Source organism: Parerythrobacter lutipelagi (assembly GCF_005434975.1).
GTDB lineage: Bacteria > Pseudomonadota > Alphaproteobacteria > Sphingomonadales > Sphingomonadaceae > Parerythrobacter_A > Parerythrobacter_A lutipelagi.
Window position 1 is genome coordinate 1474345 of the sequence record NZ_SKCJ01000001.1, and the last position, 15969, is coordinate 1490313.

12 protein-coding genes are annotated in these 15969 nt (G+C 62.7%); 5 read left to right on the plus strand and 7 right to left on the minus strand.

Annotated features, from left to right (window positions below; all coding sequences use genetic code 11):
- Nucleotides 1–80: 80 nt before the first annotated feature.
- Both E0502_RS07305 and E0502_RS15400 read left to right on the plus strand, forming a co-directional pair.
- Nucleotides 81–440 (plus strand): hypothetical protein, encoded by a 360-nt coding sequence (locus tag E0502_RS07305; protein WP_137677236.1) that lies wholly within the window; start codon nucleotides 81–83, stop codon nucleotides 438–440.
- Nucleotides 437–562, plus strand: coding sequence for a hypothetical protein (locus tag E0502_RS15400; RefSeq protein ID WP_275668353.1), 126 nt, complete (start codon nucleotides 437–439; stop codon nucleotides 560–562). Before E0502_RS07305 ends, E0502_RS15400 begins: the two co-directional genes overlap by 4 nt.
- Before the next feature lie 227 nt (nucleotides 563–789).
- Here E0502_RS15400 and E0502_RS07310 read toward each other — a convergent pair whose 3' ends face one another.
- Nucleotides 790–3129: a DNA translocase FtsK gene (locus E0502_RS07310; protein WP_137677237.1), complete on the minus strand. Its 2340-nt coding sequence runs from the start codon at nucleotides 3127–3129 to the stop codon at nucleotides 790–792.
- Nucleotides 3130–3209: 80 nt separating this feature from the next.
- Nucleotides 3210–3782, minus strand: coding sequence for a thiamine phosphate synthase (locus tag E0502_RS07315; protein ID WP_240048902.1), 573 nt, complete (start codon nucleotides 3780–3782; stop codon nucleotides 3210–3212).
- On the opposite strand from E0502_RS07315, the gene E0502_RS07320 reads away from it, so the two are divergent.
- Complete coding sequence (locus tag E0502_RS07320; protein ID WP_137677239.1) at nucleotides 3766–4428, plus strand: YggS family pyridoxal phosphate-dependent enzyme; 663 nt, start codon at nucleotides 3766–3768, stop codon at nucleotides 4426–4428. The genes E0502_RS07315 and E0502_RS07320 overlap by 17 nt on opposite strands.
- A gap of 156 nt (nucleotides 4429–4584) precedes the next feature.
- Here E0502_RS07320 and E0502_RS07325 read toward each other — a convergent pair whose 3' ends face one another.
- From E0502_RS07325 to E0502_RS07335, 3 genes are all read right to left on the minus strand, one after another.
- Complete coding sequence (locus E0502_RS07325; protein WP_137677240.1) at nucleotides 4585–6894, minus strand: TonB-dependent receptor; 2310 nt, start codon at nucleotides 6892–6894, stop codon at nucleotides 4585–4587.
- A gap of 126 nt (nucleotides 6895–7020) precedes the next feature.
- The gene (locus E0502_RS07330; protein WP_137677241.1) at nucleotides 7021–9780 is read right to left on the minus strand and encodes a [protein-PII] uridylyltransferase; all 2760 of its coding nucleotides are present in this window, start codon (nucleotides 9778–9780) and stop codon (nucleotides 7021–7023) included.
- Nucleotides 9777–11480: a class I adenylate-forming enzyme family protein gene (locus tag E0502_RS07335; RefSeq protein WP_137677242.1), complete on the minus strand. Its 1704-nt coding sequence runs from the start codon at nucleotides 11478–11480 to the stop codon at nucleotides 9777–9779. Before E0502_RS07335 ends, E0502_RS07330 begins: the two co-directional genes overlap by 4 nt.
- 186 nt (nucleotides 11481–11666) lie before the next feature.
- Between E0502_RS07335 and lgt the strand changes: the two genes are divergently transcribed.
- Together lgt and E0502_RS07345 are read left to right on the plus strand one after the other, a co-directional pair.
- Nucleotides 11667–12578 (plus strand): prolipoprotein diacylglyceryl transferase, encoded by a 912-nt coding sequence (gene lgt / locus E0502_RS07340; protein ID WP_137677243.1) that lies wholly within the window; start codon nucleotides 11667–11669, stop codon nucleotides 12576–12578.
- Nucleotides 12575–13639: a class I SAM-dependent methyltransferase gene (locus E0502_RS07345; protein ID WP_137677244.1), complete on the plus strand. Its 1065-nt coding sequence runs from the start codon at nucleotides 12575–12577 to the stop codon at nucleotides 13637–13639. The genes lgt and E0502_RS07345 overlap by 4 nt, the downstream gene beginning before the upstream one ends.
- Here E0502_RS07345 and E0502_RS07350 read toward each other — a convergent pair.
- Together E0502_RS07350 and E0502_RS07355 are read right to left on the minus strand one after the other, a co-directional pair.
- Complete coding sequence (locus E0502_RS07350; protein WP_137677245.1) at nucleotides 13636–15174, minus strand: ABC transporter permease/substrate-binding protein; 1539 nt, start codon at nucleotides 15172–15174, stop codon at nucleotides 13636–13638. The two genes, E0502_RS07345 and E0502_RS07350, sit on opposite strands and share 4 nt — an antisense overlap.
- Nucleotides 15171–15938 (minus strand): ATP-binding cassette domain-containing protein, encoded by a 768-nt coding sequence (locus E0502_RS07355; RefSeq protein ID WP_137677246.1) that lies wholly within the window; start codon nucleotides 15936–15938, stop codon nucleotides 15171–15173. Before E0502_RS07355 ends, E0502_RS07350 begins: the two co-directional genes overlap by 4 nt.
- Nucleotides 15939–15969 lie beyond the last annotated feature (31 nt).

Genomic DNA, 15969 nt, shown 5'->3' on the forward strand with positions numbered 1-15969 from the left:
AGCTATAAACTTTCCAGATTATCAAATATACAAGGGAACGATATTCATCCGATCTCATCATTTGCAAAAGGAGTGCAATAATGGGAAAAATATCAATTGTTACTACGTCAGCTGCACTTTTGCTTTCTGGCTGCGTTAGCGCCGGTTTGCCCACGCGCCCGGCGACAGACATCCAGTTGCTGGCCACTGCAAGCGGAACTCTAGCAGAGCAGGGAAAATGTGTTTTTCTGCAAGGTCCCGAACGAATCTTCCTCATCTGGCCGACAGGAAGTTCGCGCACACCAGAGGGTGTGCGACTGCCGGATGGCACCAGTTTCCAGATCGGATCGGAAATCACGCTCATCGGCGGTTTCAACGCCGAATATCCTGCATTTCGTGCGGCCGAAGAGGCCTGCGGAACCGACCGCGCTTTCGCAGTCAATCTCAACCAAGGAGAATGAAATTGAGAATCGGTATTGGTGTCGCAGAACTGTTCCTTTCGAACGCATCCATGCCGCTGTCTGCGCAGCCGATGGATGGAATACCGATGAGCGGGCCTGATGACCGTCGATTCAAAGCTTAGAATCCGATCGAACCGGCACAGGCCGTCCACGCCGCAAACTCTGTGGCACGGTGCAGGAATACCTGACCTGCAGCAGTCCATACGGGTATATGTCGGAAGCCGTTGCCGAAGCGGGCCTTACGCCCCGTGCTATCACACTTTCACGAACACAAACTGAGTGAAGGACAGGGGGCTGCATCCCGGTGCGGCCCCCGCCAGCTGATCACCTGCAAGCCAAGCCGGATTGCCTAGAGCGGGTTCCCGTCCTGATCGCGGAAGATTTCGCGCCGCCCAACGTGGTTGGCCGGGCCAACCAGCCCTTCTTCCTCCATCCGCTCGATCCACTTTGCCGCAGTGTTGTAGCCGACGCCCATCTGGCGCTGGAGCCAGCTGCCCGATGCTTTCTGGTTCTCGATCACGACCTGACAGGCCTGGCGGTACTTGCGCTCGACCGGGTCGTCGCTGGCGGTGAGGTCGTCTTCGAAGGTCATGCCGCCGCCGTCTTCGGGCTCTTCGGTCACGGCGTCGATATATTCCGGGCTGCCTTGCGCGCGCCAGTGGTCGGCGACCGCTTCGACTTCCTCGTCACTCACGAACGGGCCGTGGACCCGGACCATTGCGCCGGTGTTCGGCTTGTAGAGCATGTCGCCCTTGCCGAGCAACTGCTCGCTGCCCTGTTCGCCAAGGATGGTGCGGCTGTCGATCCGGCTGGTCACTTTGAAGCTGATGCGGGTCGGCAGGTTGGCTTTGATGACGCCGGTGATCACGTCGACCGAGGGGCGCTGCGTCGCCATGATCAGATGGATGCCGGCAGCACGGCTCTTTTGCGACAGGCGCTGGATCAGGACTTCGATTTCCTTGCCGACAGTGACCATCAAGTCAGCCAGCTCGTCGACGATCAGCACGATCTGCGGCAGCGGCTGGTAGTCGAGCTGTTCTTCCTCGAACAGTTCTTCGCCCGTTTCGGGATCGAACCCGGTCTGCACCCGGCGCCCCAATGGTTTGCCCTTGGCGGCAGCGGTGCGGACTTTCTCGTTGAAACCGGCGATATTGCGCGAATTGATCGACGACATCATCCGGTAGCGCCGCTCCATCTCTTCGACCGCCCATTTCAGCGCGCGGACCGATTTGTGCGGCTCGGTCACCACCGGGCTGAGCAGGTGCGGAATATCGTCATAGGTCTTCAGCTCGAGCACCTTGGGATCGATCAGGATCAGGCGGCATTCCTCGGGCGTGAAGCGGTATAGCAGGCTCAGCAGGATGCAGTTGAGCCCGACCGACTTACCCGCGCCGGTGGTCCCGGCGACGAGCAGGTGGGGCATGGCGGCCAGATCGGCCACAACCGGTTCGCCGGCGATATCCTTGCCCAGGATGATCGGCAGTCCGCCCTTGGCATCGGCAAAGGCGGCGCAGGCGGCCAGTTCCTTGAGCATGACCATCTGGCGGTCGGCATTGGGCAATTCGATGCCCATCACCGTCTTGCCCGGGATGGGGGAGACGCGCGCGGAAATGGCGGACATGTTGCGCGCAATATCTTCTGCCAGCCCGATCACGCGGCTGGCCTTGATCCCGGGCGCGGGTTCAAGCTCGTACATGGTAACCACTGGGCCGGTGCGCACGGCGGTGATCTCTCCCTTGACGTTGAAATCGTCGAGCACGGTTTCAAGCAGGCGCGCATTGCGTTCCAGCGCCAGCTTGTCGAGCTTCGGCCCTTTGTCCTCGGGCGGCTCCTCCAGCAGGTCCAGGCTCGGCAAGTCGTAGCTGGCGAACATGTCGCGCTGCTTTGCCTTGGTCAGCTGGGCCTTTTTCGGCGGTGCGCGGGGGTCGGTGATTTCCGGCGCACGGCGGGACGCTTGTTCGATCACCGGCTCATCTTCCGTCGCCGAGCGCTTAGCAGTGCGGTCCTTGCGCTTGGGCAGGAGTGCTTCTGCCGCTTCAGGCAGGGAAGGACGGCGCTTGAGGAAGGCGGGCAGGGTCAGCAGCTGTGCCCAGTCGAGCGCGAAGACCCGCGTAACCAGCGCGATTCCGCCGGCCAGCGCGAGCAGCGCCATACCGAGCACCGCCCAGCCGCTCGCGCTGCCGGCCAGCTTGACCGCTATCGCTTCGAATGCCCTCGCGCCGAGCAGTCCTGTGACGCCGCCGAAAGATGCGGGCCAGTCCTTGCTGTAGGCCTCCAACGCCAGCGAAAACACCGTAGACAGCAGTGCCATGCCCAGAAGCAGCATCAGCACCGGCCGCCACCAGCGGGTTTCGGTATCGACATCATCGTCTTCGACATCGCGCCACAACTTGCGCGCACCGACATAGAACAGAGGAAGGACCAGCACCGAGCTCCAGCCGAACAGGAAAAACAGGCGCTCCGAAGCCCACGCGCCGGAAACGCCCATCCAATTGGCGACATCACCGCTCGACGCGGCAGTCGACGGGCTGGGATCGGTGTGCGAATAGCTGACCATCGCCAGCGCGAGGAATACCATCGCGCCGAATAGCACTACCGCGCCGGTCATCTGCGCCGCGCGGCGCAGCGAGCGGCGGAAAGCGATCCGCCAGTCGGCTTTTTGCGAATTCGAGATGGCTCTGCTGGCCATGAAATACCCCTGTCCTACACTTGTGATACACCATGAATCCGCAGCGACTCGCCGTCAAGCGCCAAGCGACGGAGTGCGGTTCAGGAGAGTCCGTCGATCGCCGCCCAGCGCGGCCAGCCCAGCCGCTTTGCGGTGTCCGGCGTCATCCCGCCCAGCGCGATCACCGGCACATCGGTCTTGCGCGCGAGCAAGCGAAACCGCACCGCTCCGAGTGTCTCCGCATTCGGGTGCGATGCGGTCGGGAACACCGGTGAGAGCAGGGTCGCATCGGCACCGGCGCGCTCAGCGGCGACGATCTCTTTCCAGTCATGCGCGGTGACCAGCTTGAGCAGGCTGTCATCGCGCGGCATTCCGGATGCGGCACCGTAAACACCGTCGGCCCGCCATTGTTTTGCCAGAACCGGGCTGCCGGCCAGAATCACCAGATGGTCGCGCCGCCGTGCGCAGGCGGACAGCGCGGCAAAGCGCGCCCGGCGGGCGCTGCGGTCCAGATGGTAGTGCCGGAAAACGAAGCCCGATCCGCGCGGCAGACGGGCCAGAGCTTCCTCGACACACGCATCGTTGCGCTGGTCCGACAGCAGCCAGAGTTCGGGTAAGGACTGGAGGTTCGCCACGAGGTCGCTATAGCGGCGCGCGATGGAAAATGCAGCCACTCCGCTCGAACATGTCCGCGCTGAAATTGCCAAGGCGTGCAAGGCCTCGCGGCGCGAGCCGGGCGACATCGCGCTGATCGCGGTCAGCAAGACCCGCTCGGCTGAGGAAATCGCCCCGCTGCTGGAGCAAGGTCATCGGCTGTTCGGCGAAAACCGGGTGCAGGAAGCGCAGGATAAATGGCCCGCGCTGATCGAGCGTTATCCCGATACGCAATTGCATCTGATCGGTCAGTTGCAGTCCAACAAGGCGGACGATGCGGTTGCGCTGTTCGACTGTATCCACGCGCTCGACCGGCCGAGCCTGCTCAAGGCGTTGGCAAAGGCGATGGACAAGGCGGACAAGCGTGTGCCGTGCTTCGTGCAGGTCAATGTGGGGGAAGAAGACCAGAAGGGCGGCTGCCTGCCCAAGGATCTGCCCGCGTTTCTGGCGCAGGTGCGCGATGCCGATATTCCCGTCGCGGGGCTGATGTGCATTCCGCCGTTCGAGATCGAGCCCGCGCCGTTTTTTGCTTTTCTTGCCAAACTGGCAGCGGACAACGGCCTGTCCGGCCTGAGCATGGGCATGAGCGGCGACTACCCGACAGCTATCATGCTCGGCGCGACGCATATTCGCGTCGGCACCGCCCTGTTCGGCGCGCGCGGGTAGGTTCCTTGTTTACTGCGTGACCTTCGCTGCGGTCGCTCTGTCGCGCTTGCGGTCGGCTGGTTGCCGAGCGGCATTGGTCAAAGTGTCCAGAGTTTCTCGCAACAAAAAAGGGCGCCCCGAAGAGCGCCCTTTTCTTTGTTCGACTGATCGGTTGGATCAGAATTCGAAGGTGGCTTCCGCACCGACCTGACGACCCTTGCTCAGCGGCGAGAGTGTGCCGCCTGCCGGGAAGAAGTCGAACGGACGGTTCACGCCGTTGGACAGCGGCCCGCCGAACGGCAGCTGGGTGTCGCCACCGGCCTGAACACCGTCGAGCAGGTTCTTGCCGTAGATCGAGAAGGCGAGGCCTTCCATCGGCGTGTTCCAGGTCACGTTGACATCGAGATTGGTGATGTCCTGGATGTAACCGAAGTTGTTGTCGGTGTAAGCGAATTCGTCACGATACTGCAGGTTCGCACGGCTGACGATCGAGCTGTTGCCCAGATCCCAGTCATGGATGAACCCGACACCGGCGGTGATTTCCGGCACACGCGGCAGACGCAGCGCGAGATCGGCGTCGTTGATTACGCCGTCACCCGAAATATCGAAGCGCACTTCGTCATACTTGTCGTCGATGATGCCGACATTGGCGGTGAACAGCAGCGAATCGGACACCCGCATCCGGCTCTCGGCTTCAAAACCGAAGATCGTCGCGTCGGCGGTGTTGAGGATGAACTGCGAGACACCGGCGGTCGGCGAGCTCTGGTTCACTTCGCGCTGCATGTTCTCGATCGTGGTCATGTAGATCGCCGCGTTCAGCGTGAACGCGCCGTCATCGGTCTGGAACTTGCCGCCCAGCTCGTAATTGTCGACCTTTTCCTCGTCGAACGAGAAGTTGCCGCCGGTTGCCGGGACAACGACGTTTTCGAACACGTTCGCGTTGGTGATGCGGAAGTTGTAGCCGCCCGAACGATAGCCGCGGGTCCAGTGAGCATACACCTGGCCGGGGCCGAATTCATACTGCAGGCCGAATTTCGGCGACCAGTTGGACCAGCTGTTGTCATCGACGAAGCCGTTGTTCTCGGTCGGGATGAACGGGTTGGTGCCGCTGGTCGGGCAAGTGCCCTGGACAACCGAGCACATCGGACGCGGGCGGACGTAGGTTACGCCGGCGGCCTTTTCTTCCTTGCTCCAGCGGAGACCGGCGATGATTGCCAGCGCATCCGTGACGTTGAACTTCGCATTGGCGAAGGCACCGATCACTTCATGGTCCTGCGTGCCGCCGCCATAGAAGGTCAGCGGGCTGAGCGGGGGCAGGTCACGGGTTTCGGTGTACGCGATCGACTGATCGAAATAGAACCCGCCGACGGTCAGCTCGAGATTGTCGAAGCTCATCGCGTAACGCAGTTCGTTCGAAATCTGGTCCTGCTCGGTTTCCGTGCCGGAGTGGAAGCCGAAGAACGGCAGGCTGTCGATATCGCCCAGCGTGGTGGCCGAGTAATCACGGTAGCCGAAGATGTTGGTCAGCGTGCCCGGGCCGATATCCAGCTCCGAGGTCAGCGATGCCGTCCAGACCGTGTTGTCGTAATTGCCACGCTCGTCGATCGACAGGTCGAAGCTGTCACGGCGGAAGAGACCGCGGTTCTGGCCGGCCGGTCCGTCACCATCGCTGGTGAAGTAATCGACCTTGCCGCGAACCATCAGGTCGCCAAAGCGGCCTTCCAGCGCGCCGCGCAGGATCTTGGTGTCTGCACGGCCCTGGTTGGAACCGTTGAACAGGTTGGTGAAGTACCCTTCATCCTTGTTGTAATAACCGCCGAGTTTGAACAGCAGCGTGTCTTCCACCAGCGGGCCGGAAACGACGCCGCTGACGGTGTAGTTCGCGCCGCCACGACCGCCATCGACGAACGGGCCGTCTACCGATGCGCGGAACTTGCCGGTAAATTCATTGGTCGGGTTGCCGGTGTTGATCAGCACTGCGCCGCCGGTCACATTGCGGCCGAACAAAACGCCTTGCGGACCGCGCAGGATTTCCACGCTGTCGAGGTCGAACAGGTCGAACACGACACCGCCGTTGAAGCCGAGATAGACCCCGTCGACGAACACGCCGACTGTCGGATCGATCGAAGGGATCGAGCTGTTGATGCCGAGACCGCGGATCGAGAAGTTGGCGGTACCGCGGCTGGTGCCGATCTGGTCGAGCGAAACGTTCGGTGCCGAATAGGTCAGTGACTGAACATCGCGAACCTTGAGCGCTTCGAGGCTTTCCGAATTGAACGCAGTGACGGCTGCCGCAACGTCCTGCACGTTTTCGGCATCCTTGGTCTTGGTGCCCGTCACCACGATAACGCCGAATGCGTCGAGCGCATTGTCACGCTGGGTGGTTTCTTCTTCCTGGTCGGCGTCCTGTGCGTAAGCGACCTGGGGGGCGAGCATCATGCCCGCGCCAAGCAGGGCAATCGCGCGAAGCGAAGCAAAATTCTTCATGGGTTCTCTCTCCACAAGTGAACGTAAGGGGTAACGTTTACGTTAGGGGCAGGCTGCTACACCAAGGTGTAACATTATCAAAAATGAAATTCACAAACCGCGGGAAATGACCGTTCAGTGTGGCTTTTAGGCGTCTTCCAGTTCGGCCTGCCGGGCATCGCTGGCGGCGTCGAGCAATGATGTTTCGATGCTCGACAGCCGGTCGGGCGCGGTGACCTTCTGACCAAGGGGGTCGGTCACGTAGAACGTGTCGGCCGCCCGCTCACCGTAGGCGGTAATATGCGCGGAATGCACCATCAGCTGGTTCTCGAACAGGCTTCGGGCGAGCCGGTTGAGCAAGGCAGGTCGGTCGCGCGCGTTCACCTCGATCACAGTAAACCGGTTGGAGGCGCCATTGTCGAACAGGACCCGGGGCCGGACCTCGAATGCTCTGGCACGCATGCGCGGCAAGGGACGGCGGGCAAGCTGCGGCGCGAGCTCGATCTTGTTGGCCAGCGCATCGGCAATTGCCGTCTTGATGCGGGCCAGCTGGCTCTCTTCACGGAACGGCTTGCCGAGCGGATCCTGGACAAGAAAATTGTCGACCGCCCAACCGTTGCGGGTGGTATGGATGCGCGCATCGATAATGTTTGCCCCGGCCAGGTGAATGCCGCCGGCAATGCGGTAAAACAGGCCGGGATGATCGGCTGCGATCACGCTGACCAGCGTCGCACCGCGCGCTTCGTAAAATTCGCAATGGATCGAAAGCTGTTCTTCCAGCCCGCGCGCGACGGAAAACTGCACGAGGTTGCGCTGGATGATGTCTTCCGGTTCTGCGACCCAATAGGCATCGATGAATTCGTTGCCGATCTTCCCGATCAGTCCGGCCTGATCGCCGAGCAGGACCTCGACCAGTTCCTTCTTTGCGGCCACGCGGTTTTCGCGCCCGTGTTTGACATGGCCGAGCCGCAGCCGCTCTTTCGCGACATCGTAGAGCTCGCCGATCAACTGCCGTTTCCAGCTGTTCCACGTGCCGGGCCCGACCGCGCGGATATCGACGACCGTCAGGATCAGCAGATTGCGCAGCCGTTCCATCGTCTGCACTTCACCGACGAAATCCTCGATCGTCTTGGGATCGGTCAGATCGCGTTTCTGCGCGGTTGCACTCAACAGCAGATGAAACCGGACCAGCCAGGCGACCAGTTCCGTCTCGTCCTCGTTCAGGCCGAACCTCGGGCAGAGCTCTTCCGCAACCTCTGCCCCGAGGACCGAGTGATCGCCGCCGCGCCCCTTGGCGATATCGTGCAGCAGCACCGCGACATAGATTGCCCGGCGCGAATTGACCTTGTGGATCAGTTTCGACGAGCGCGGATGATCTTCGTTCAATTCTCCGCGCTCGATCTTCGACAGCAGGCCGATCGCGCGGATGGTGTGCTCGTCCACCGTGTAATGATGGTACATGTCGAACTGCATCTGCGCGTTGACCTTGCCGAAATCGGGCACGAATTTCCCGAAGACCCCGGCTTCGTTCATCCAGCGCAGCACCGTTTCCGGATCATTGCGACCGGCGAGCAGATCGAGGAACAGCGCATTGGCGCGCGGATCGTTCTGCACATCGGCCTTGATCAGGCCCGAATCGCGATCCGCCTGACGCATGGTCTCAGGATGGATCGCAAACCCTTCGGCTTCCGCGATCTGGAAAATCTCGATCAAACGCACCGGATCCTTGCGGAACCAGTCGTCGCTCGGCGCGGCGATCTTGCCGCCGAACACGCGGTAGCCCTTGTGATCGCGCGGACGCGCCTTGAAGCCGGCCAGAAAGCCGCGCCGCGCGCGCTTCTGAGCGAACTGTTCGTCGATATGCGCCAGGAACACGCCGGTCAGGCTGCCCACCCGCTTGGCCTGGAGGAAATAGAACTGCATGAACCGTTCGACCGCGCTTTTGCCGGTCCGGTCAGCGAAATTCATCCGCTCCGCGACCGCGCGCTGCAGGTCGAAGGTCAGCCGGTCTTCAGGCCGTCCGGTGATAGTGTGCAGATGGCAACGCACCGCCAGCAGGAAACTCTCGGCCCGGCGGAAGCTGCGATATTCCTTGGCGGTGAGAAGGCCGACATCGACCAGTTCGGCGGCCACGCGCACCTTGTGGATGTATTTGCCGATCCAGTAGAGCGTGTGCAGATCGCGCAGGCCGCCTTTGCCGTCTTTCACATTGGGTTCGACGACATAGCGGCTGTCGCCCATGCGCTTGTGCCGTGCGTTGCGTTCTTCCAGCTTGTCGGACAGGAATTCGCGCTCGGTCCCGGTGACCACTTCCGCCCAGAAGCGCCGGCGGACTTCTTCATACAGATCCTGATCGCCCCAGACATAGCGCCCTTCGAGCAGCGCGGTGCGGATCGTCAGGTCTTCCTTCGCCATGCGCACCACATCGTCGGGCGTGCGGCTGGAATGGCCGACTTTCAGGCCTAGGTCCCACAGGAAATAGAGGATCGCTTCGATCACCTGTTCGCACCACGGCGTGCGGCGCGAAGGCGTCAGGAAAGCAATATCGACATCCGATTGCGGCGCCATTTCCGCGCGCCCGTATCCGCCGACCGCCATGATCGTCAGGTGTTCCCCGGCGGACCGGTTGCCCGGCGGATAGACATTGGCGACCACGTGATCATGCAGCAGCCGGACAATCTGGTCGACCAGAAAGGCATGGCCCGCACAGCAATCATGCCCGGCGGAAGGGCGCGCTTCGAGCCGCTTTGCAAGCTCGGCCCGACCATCGCCAAGCGCGCCGCGCAGCAATGCGACAACCGACTGCCTGCCATTCTCGCCCTGTTCGGCGTGAATCGCGTCGATCTGCTGGGCAAGCATGCGGCGGTCGATAACGCGCCGCTGGCTGGTGATCTTGAGCTTGGTCAAGCGTCCAGCAGGTCGCCCGCGAACTGCGTGCGCACCGTCCGCTTGTCGATCTTCTGCGTCCCCAGCCGCGGCAGGGCGGTGTCCGCCTGCCAGATGTGTTCGAGCAGCGGCACTTTGAACGGCGCGAGCTTGGTCAGCATGAACTCTCGCAATTGCTCGGGCGAGAGGTCATGCCCGTCCTTGGTGTGGTAAACCGCTGCCGGGACTTCACCCATACGCTCGTCGGGCAGGCCGAAAACCGAACATTCGGCGATCGCTTCATGCTCGTAGATGCCGCCTTCGACTTCGGGACAGGCGATGTTCTCGCCGCCCCGGATGATGATGTCCTTCTTGCGGTCGACGATGAACAGATACTCGTCCGCGTCGAGATAGCCGAGGTCGCCGGTGCGGAAATAGCCGTCCTTGGTGAAGGCGGCGTCTGTCGCTTCGTCGTTCTTCCAGTAACCCCGGAAATTGGCGACGGTGCGGATGCAGACTTCGCCGACCGAACCCTGGGCCAGCTTGTTGCCATCATCGTCGAGGATCGCGAGATCGACCAGCGGCCGGCTGGCGCGCCCGGTGCTGCCCGGCTTGGCCATGTAGTTTTCGTTGAAATTGCCGCAGCCCACTCCGTTTGTTTCCGTCAGCCCGTAACCCAGCAGCGGGAATCCTTCAGGGAACGCCTGCTTGATCTTGGTCACATGATCGACCGGTCGCGGCGCACCGCCGGCGGCGAAGCTCTTGCAGGCGGTCAGATCGTATTTTTCGCGATTGGGATGGGTGGCGATTTCATAGCTCATCAGCGGCACGCCGACGAAATAGGTCACGCCTTCGGCTTCCATCAGCTGCATCGCGTGCTCTGCATCCCATTTGGGCATCAGCACCAGTTTGCGCGCAATGCCGTAGGATTGCAGGAACAGCGGCACTTCGCCGGTCACATGGAACAGCGGAACCGCGATCAGCGCGCAGGGTTGAGCGCTGACATCCTGGCCCTGGCCTTCCAGCAGGACCTTGGCCATCGCGCTTTGCGAGACATAGCTGAAAGTGCCGTTCACCACCCCGCGATGATCGGACCATGCGCCTTTCGACTGGCCGGTCGAACCCGAAGTGTAGAGGATGGTCGCCAGATCGTCCGGGCCCAGTTCGCCGAGCATGGCCATCGCCGTGTCGCCGTCTGCCCAAACGGCTTTCAGGCCGGTGGCCGCATCGCAATCATGATCGAACAGCACGACTTTTGCGCTGTGATCGGTGCCTTCGAGCCGTTTCGCCCGCCCGGCATCGGCCAGCACTACATCGCATTCCGCCAGGCGCACGCCATAGGCCAGCTCGTCGCCGGTCCAGAAACCGTTGAGCAGGGTGGCGCAGCCGCCGGCCATGATGATGCCCATATAGGCGATGATCCAGTTGGCCGAATTGCGCGCTGCAATCCCGACCCGGTCACCTTTCGACACCCCGTGATGCTGCGCGAGCCCGGCTGCGACATGCGTCGCCGCCTGCCAGCATTCGCCGAACGTCAGGCGCATCTCGCCATCGACGAGGAAGGTCACATCCTTATGCTCGTTGCAGAAATGGGCAAAGTAATGCGCCAGCGTAGGCGGCGCATTCTTGAAGGCCGGCATTTCGACGCCGTACATTTCGACCGGGACGGTTTCAAACGGCTGGCCGGGTTTGACCATTTCGTTCATGATGGCGACCAGCGTGTTGTCGAGTTCAGTGGGCATCGGCGTCTCTCTCCTCAAATCGGTCCGCTCGCAGCACTTTGTCCGCAGGTGCAGGGGGAAATGCCGGCCCGGCGAGCAAAGCGAGGGTTTCCCCCGTCTCTTGCCTGTGCCAAAGGCCAGCCAGCGCCTGTGGATCGTGCGACACGGAATCGCGTGATTTGTCAAAGTCTCTAGGGGGTCAATCCTTTGCTGTCACTACTCGCCGCAACGGCAGCCAATCCGCCGCTTGAGTGGAGCTCGTTCGGTCTTACCGACGGGATCGATCTCGGCTTTTTCCAGCTGCGTTTCTATTCGCTCGCCTATCTGTTCGGAATCCTGTTTGCTTACTGGCATCTGTCGAAGATGATCAAGGCACCGGGCGCGCCGATGGCTGCGCGGCATGTCGAGGACCTGTTCTTCTACTGTTTCCTCGGCGTGATCCTCGGCGGACGGCTGGGCTATGCGGCGTTTTACGACCAGAGCCTGTTCACCGGCTTTGCGGACGAAGGTTTCGTCACGTGGAAACTGCTGCGTCTGTGGGACGGCGGGATGAGCTTCCACGGCGGACTGATCGGTGTGGTGCTGGCCATCGGCTGGGTCTCGTGGCGCGCCGGGCTGAATTTCATCCGGGTGTGCGATTACGTGTCGGTCAATGTCCCGGTCGGCATGTTCCTCGGCCGGCTGGCAAACTTCGTCAACGGCGAGCTCTACGGACGCACGACCGATGTGCCGTGGGCGATGAGCTTTCCCGAAGTCATCAACGGCGCGCTGATCAACGGGCCGCCGCGCCATCCCTCGCAGCTCTATCAGGCGGGTCTTGAAGGGCTGGCGCTGATTGTCATCATGCTGCTGCTGTTCTGGAAAACGCGCTCGCGCTTCCGCCCGGGCTTCCTCGTGGCGACCTTTGCCGCAGGCATGGGGCTGGCGCGCTTCATCAACGAATTCTTCCGCCAGCCCGACGCGCAATTGCTGGAATTTGCGCAGGACACCGGGCTTTCGATGGGTCAGTGGCTGTCGATCCCGCTGATCGTCGTCGGACTGATCATCATGGTGTGGACCATGCGGCGGCCCGAACTCGGCAGCGGGAAGGGTGAAGGGACAGGCGCGAAGACCGCATGATCGATTACGAGCAGCTTGGTCTAGGCGACCGTTTTCGCCGGCTGATCCGCAACACCGGCCCGGTTTCGCTGACCCATTTCATGGGGGAAAGCAACGCGTTCTATTACAGCGGCAAAGACCCGCTGGGCGGGACCGGCGACTTCATCACCGCGCCCGAAATCAGCCAGATGTTCGGCGAACTGATCGGACTGTGGCTGGCCGATATGTGGATCAACGCCGGGCGCGACGAGCCAGTGCATTATGTCGAACTGGGCCCGGGCCGCGGAACCTTGGCGTCCGACGCTCTGCGCTCTGCGCGGCGTTACGGGCTGGAGCCGCGGGTGCATTTCGTGGAGACCTCGCAGGCGCTGAAAGACATCCAGCTGACGACTGTACCCGGCGCGATCTGGCACGACGATCTGTCCACTCTGCCGCAGGAAGGGCCAATCCTGCTGATCGCCAACGAGTTTCTCGATGCGCTGCCGGTGCGCCAGCTGGTGCGCACGCCGAACGGCTGGCGCGAACGGATGGTCGGCCTGTCGGGTGACGATTTCGCATTCGTCGCGGGCGGGCAGCCGATGGACCCCGCCGTGCCGGTCGATTTGCGCGAAGCGGAGGAGGGCACGATCATCGAAACCTGCCCGGCTGCTGCCGCCATCCTGTTTGAAGTGGCCGGCAGGCTGGACGAGCAGGGCGGCTGCGCGCTGTTTATCGATTACGGGCACGATGCCACGCGGACCGGCTCAACCCTGCAGGCGGTGCGAGCGCATCAGAAGGTCGATCCATTCGCCGCGCCGGGTGACGCGGACCTGACCGCGCATGTCGATTTCGCCACCCTCGCACGGATCGCCCAGTCGCGCGACGTGCGCCATCTCGGCACAGTGACGCAAGGCGACTGGCTGCGCGCGCTGGGCATAGAGACCCGCGCGAAGAGTCTGGCGGACAAAGCGCCGCAATATCAGCAGGAAATTCACGCCGCGCTCGAACGGCTGACCGCCGACGACCAGATGGGCACCTTGTTCAAAGTGATGGGGCTGGCGTCCGACCGCTGGCCCGGCGGTGTGGGCTTCCCGGACGCTTAAAGCCCGATCCGTTCAGCCAGATCCGCTGCCGCCTGTTTCGGCGATTTCTTGTCTTCAAGCCGGTCGACAGCGAAATTGGCTTCGCGCATCGCGTCGACATCGATCGCGCCGATCAGCGGTTCGAGCGCGCTAACCAGCTGCGTATTGCCGGCTTGGTCGGGCGCAACCAGCAGGATCGCATCATAGGACGGGAACGCGCCCCTCGTGTCTTCCAGCACCACCAGCCGGTCGGCTGCGATCCGCCCGTCGGAGGTATAGGCGCTGATCACATCGGCCTCGCCCCCGGTCAGCGCGTCATACATGAAAGTCGCAGTGAAATTGCGCTGCCGGGCGAAGTCGAAGCCGTAGGCGTCGCGCACGGCAAACCATTCGGGACGGCGAAAGAACTCGACATCGCCGCCGATGGTCAGCCGGGACGATGCGCGGGCGAGATCGTCCATGGTTCGCAGGCCAAGCTCGTCCGCCCGATCCTGCCGCATGGCGAAGGCATAGGCGTTCTCGAAGCCGAGCCGCCCGAGCACCAGCGTGCCGCTCGTCTCGCGTTCCCATTCGCTGAGCGCACGGTACATTTCCTCGCGGCCCGGATTGTCGTCGCGCTTCAGCTGGTTGGTCCACAGCGTGCCGGTGTAATCGATCGCAATATCGATCGCGCCGGTGGTTACCGCCTCGTGCACCACAGCGCTGCCCAGCCCGTCACGGTAGTCGACAGCGAAGCCGGCATCCTCAAGCTGCGATCCGATCAGCCGCGCAAGGATATATTGTTCGGAAAAGCTTTTGGTGCCGATGACGATGGTGTCGGCTCCGCGCTCCGCCGGACGCAAGGTCCACGCCGACAGAAGCACGCCTGCCACCGCCACGCCCAGCCCGCCCCACACCAGCCACCGCTTGCGCTGGGCAAAGCCGCGCTCGACCAGCCCGAGCAGACTATCGGCAACCATCGCCAATCCGGCAGAGGCAATACAGCCTGCGAGCACCAGCGCCCAGTTCTGCGTCTGCAGACCGGCGAAGATCGGATCGCCCAGGCTTGGCTGGCCGATGGTGGTCGAAAGCGTCGCGGCGCCAATCGTCCACACGGCGGCGGTGCGGATGCCCGCCATGATGTATGGCGCGGCAAGCGGTGCCTCGACCAGTCGCAGTTTCTGCCATCCGGTCATCCCGACCCCGTCGGCTGCTTCGAGCACCCCCGCATCCATTTGTTCGCGCGCGGTGACCGCATTGCGCAGGATCGGCAGCAGGGCATAGAGCGCCAGCGCGAGCAGGGCTGGCAGGAAGCCGAGCGTGGGCAAGCCTTCACCGAACACCGCGCGAAGGCTGAGCAGGATCGGGAAGAACAGCGCGAGCAGCGCCAGCGCCGGGATCGTCTGGACGAGGCTGGCGAAGCCCAGAGCAATGCGGCTTACCGCAGCATTGCGGCTGGCCCACACCGCCAGCGGCAAAGCGACCGCAATGCCCAGCGCGATGGCGGCAGCGGCCAGCACCACATGGGCGGCGAGCTTGCCCCCGAGGCCGAAAAGGATCTCTAAAATTTCGTTCACGGTGCCATTCCGGCCAGCGCTCTGGCCTGATCGCGCGGTACCGCCACCAGCGCCTGTGCCGTGTCGCCGCCTTCACCGGCCAGCAGCTGGCCCGGTGTGCAATCGGCTACGATGCGCCCGGCCTCCATCACCAGAATACGGTCCGCCAGCAGCAGCGCCTCCGCCATGTCGTGCGTGACCATCAGCGAGGTCAGGCCGAGCCGATCATGCAATTCGCGCACCCGCTTGCCCAGCGCATCACGCGTCACCGGATCAAGCGCGCCGAACGGTTCGTCCATCAGCAGCAGATGCGGATCGCCCGCCAGCGCCCGGGCGACACCGATGCGCTGGCGCTGACCGCCGGACAGCTCGTGCGGCATGCGCGCGGCATAATCGCTGCCCAGATCGACCAGTTCGAGCAGTTCAGCCACCCGGCCGGAACCAATCGGCGCGCCCGCCAGCTTCGGGCCGATCCCGATATTCTGCGCCACATCCATATGCGGGAACAGTCCGATGCCTTGGAAGACATAGCCCATTCGGCGGCGCAGCGCGTGCGGCTCACCCTGCCTTATATCCTCACCATCGAAACGGATCGTGCCCGCGTCCGGCTCCACCAGCCGGTTGATCGTCTTGAGCAAGGTCGATTTGCCCGAACCCGAAGCCCCGACCAGCGCGACGAACTGGTTTTCTAGGATATCCAGGCTGACCCGGTCGACAGCCACGGTTCGATCAAAGCTTCTGGTGACCTGATCGATGGCCAGAAAGGGGCTGTTTGTGCCGGGCATAGGCCGACTGTAGCGCCCCGCGTGTCAATCG

Coding starts and splice junctions, on each gene's coding strand:
- E0502_RS07305 (WP_137677236.1), top strand. CDS start 81: ATGGGAAAAATATCAATTGTTACTACGTCAGCTGCACTTTTGCTTTCT.
- E0502_RS15400 (WP_275668353.1), top strand. CDS start 437: ATGAAATTGAGAATCGGTATTGGTGTCGCAGAACTGTTCCTTTCGAAC.
- E0502_RS07310 (WP_137677237.1), bottom strand. CDS start 3,129: ATGGCCAGCAGAGCCATCTCGAATTCGCAAAAAGCCGACTGGCGGATC.
- E0502_RS07320 (WP_137677239.1), top strand. CDS start 3,766: ATGGAAAATGCAGCCACTCCGCTCGAACATGTCCGCGCTGAAATTGCC.
- E0502_RS07325 (WP_137677240.1), bottom strand. CDS start 6,894: ATGAAGAATTTTGCTTCGCTTCGCGCGATTGCCCTGCTTGGCGCGGGC.
- E0502_RS07335 (WP_137677242.1), bottom strand. CDS start 11,480: ATGCCCACTGAACTCGACAACACGCTGGTCGCCATCATGAACGAAATG.
- E0502_RS07345 (WP_137677244.1), top strand. CDS start 12,575: ATGATCGATTACGAGCAGCTTGGTCTAGGCGACCGTTTTCGCCGGCTG.
- E0502_RS07355 (WP_137677246.1), bottom strand. CDS start 15,938: ATGCCCGGCACAAACAGCCCCTTTCTGGCCATCGATCAGGTCACCAGA.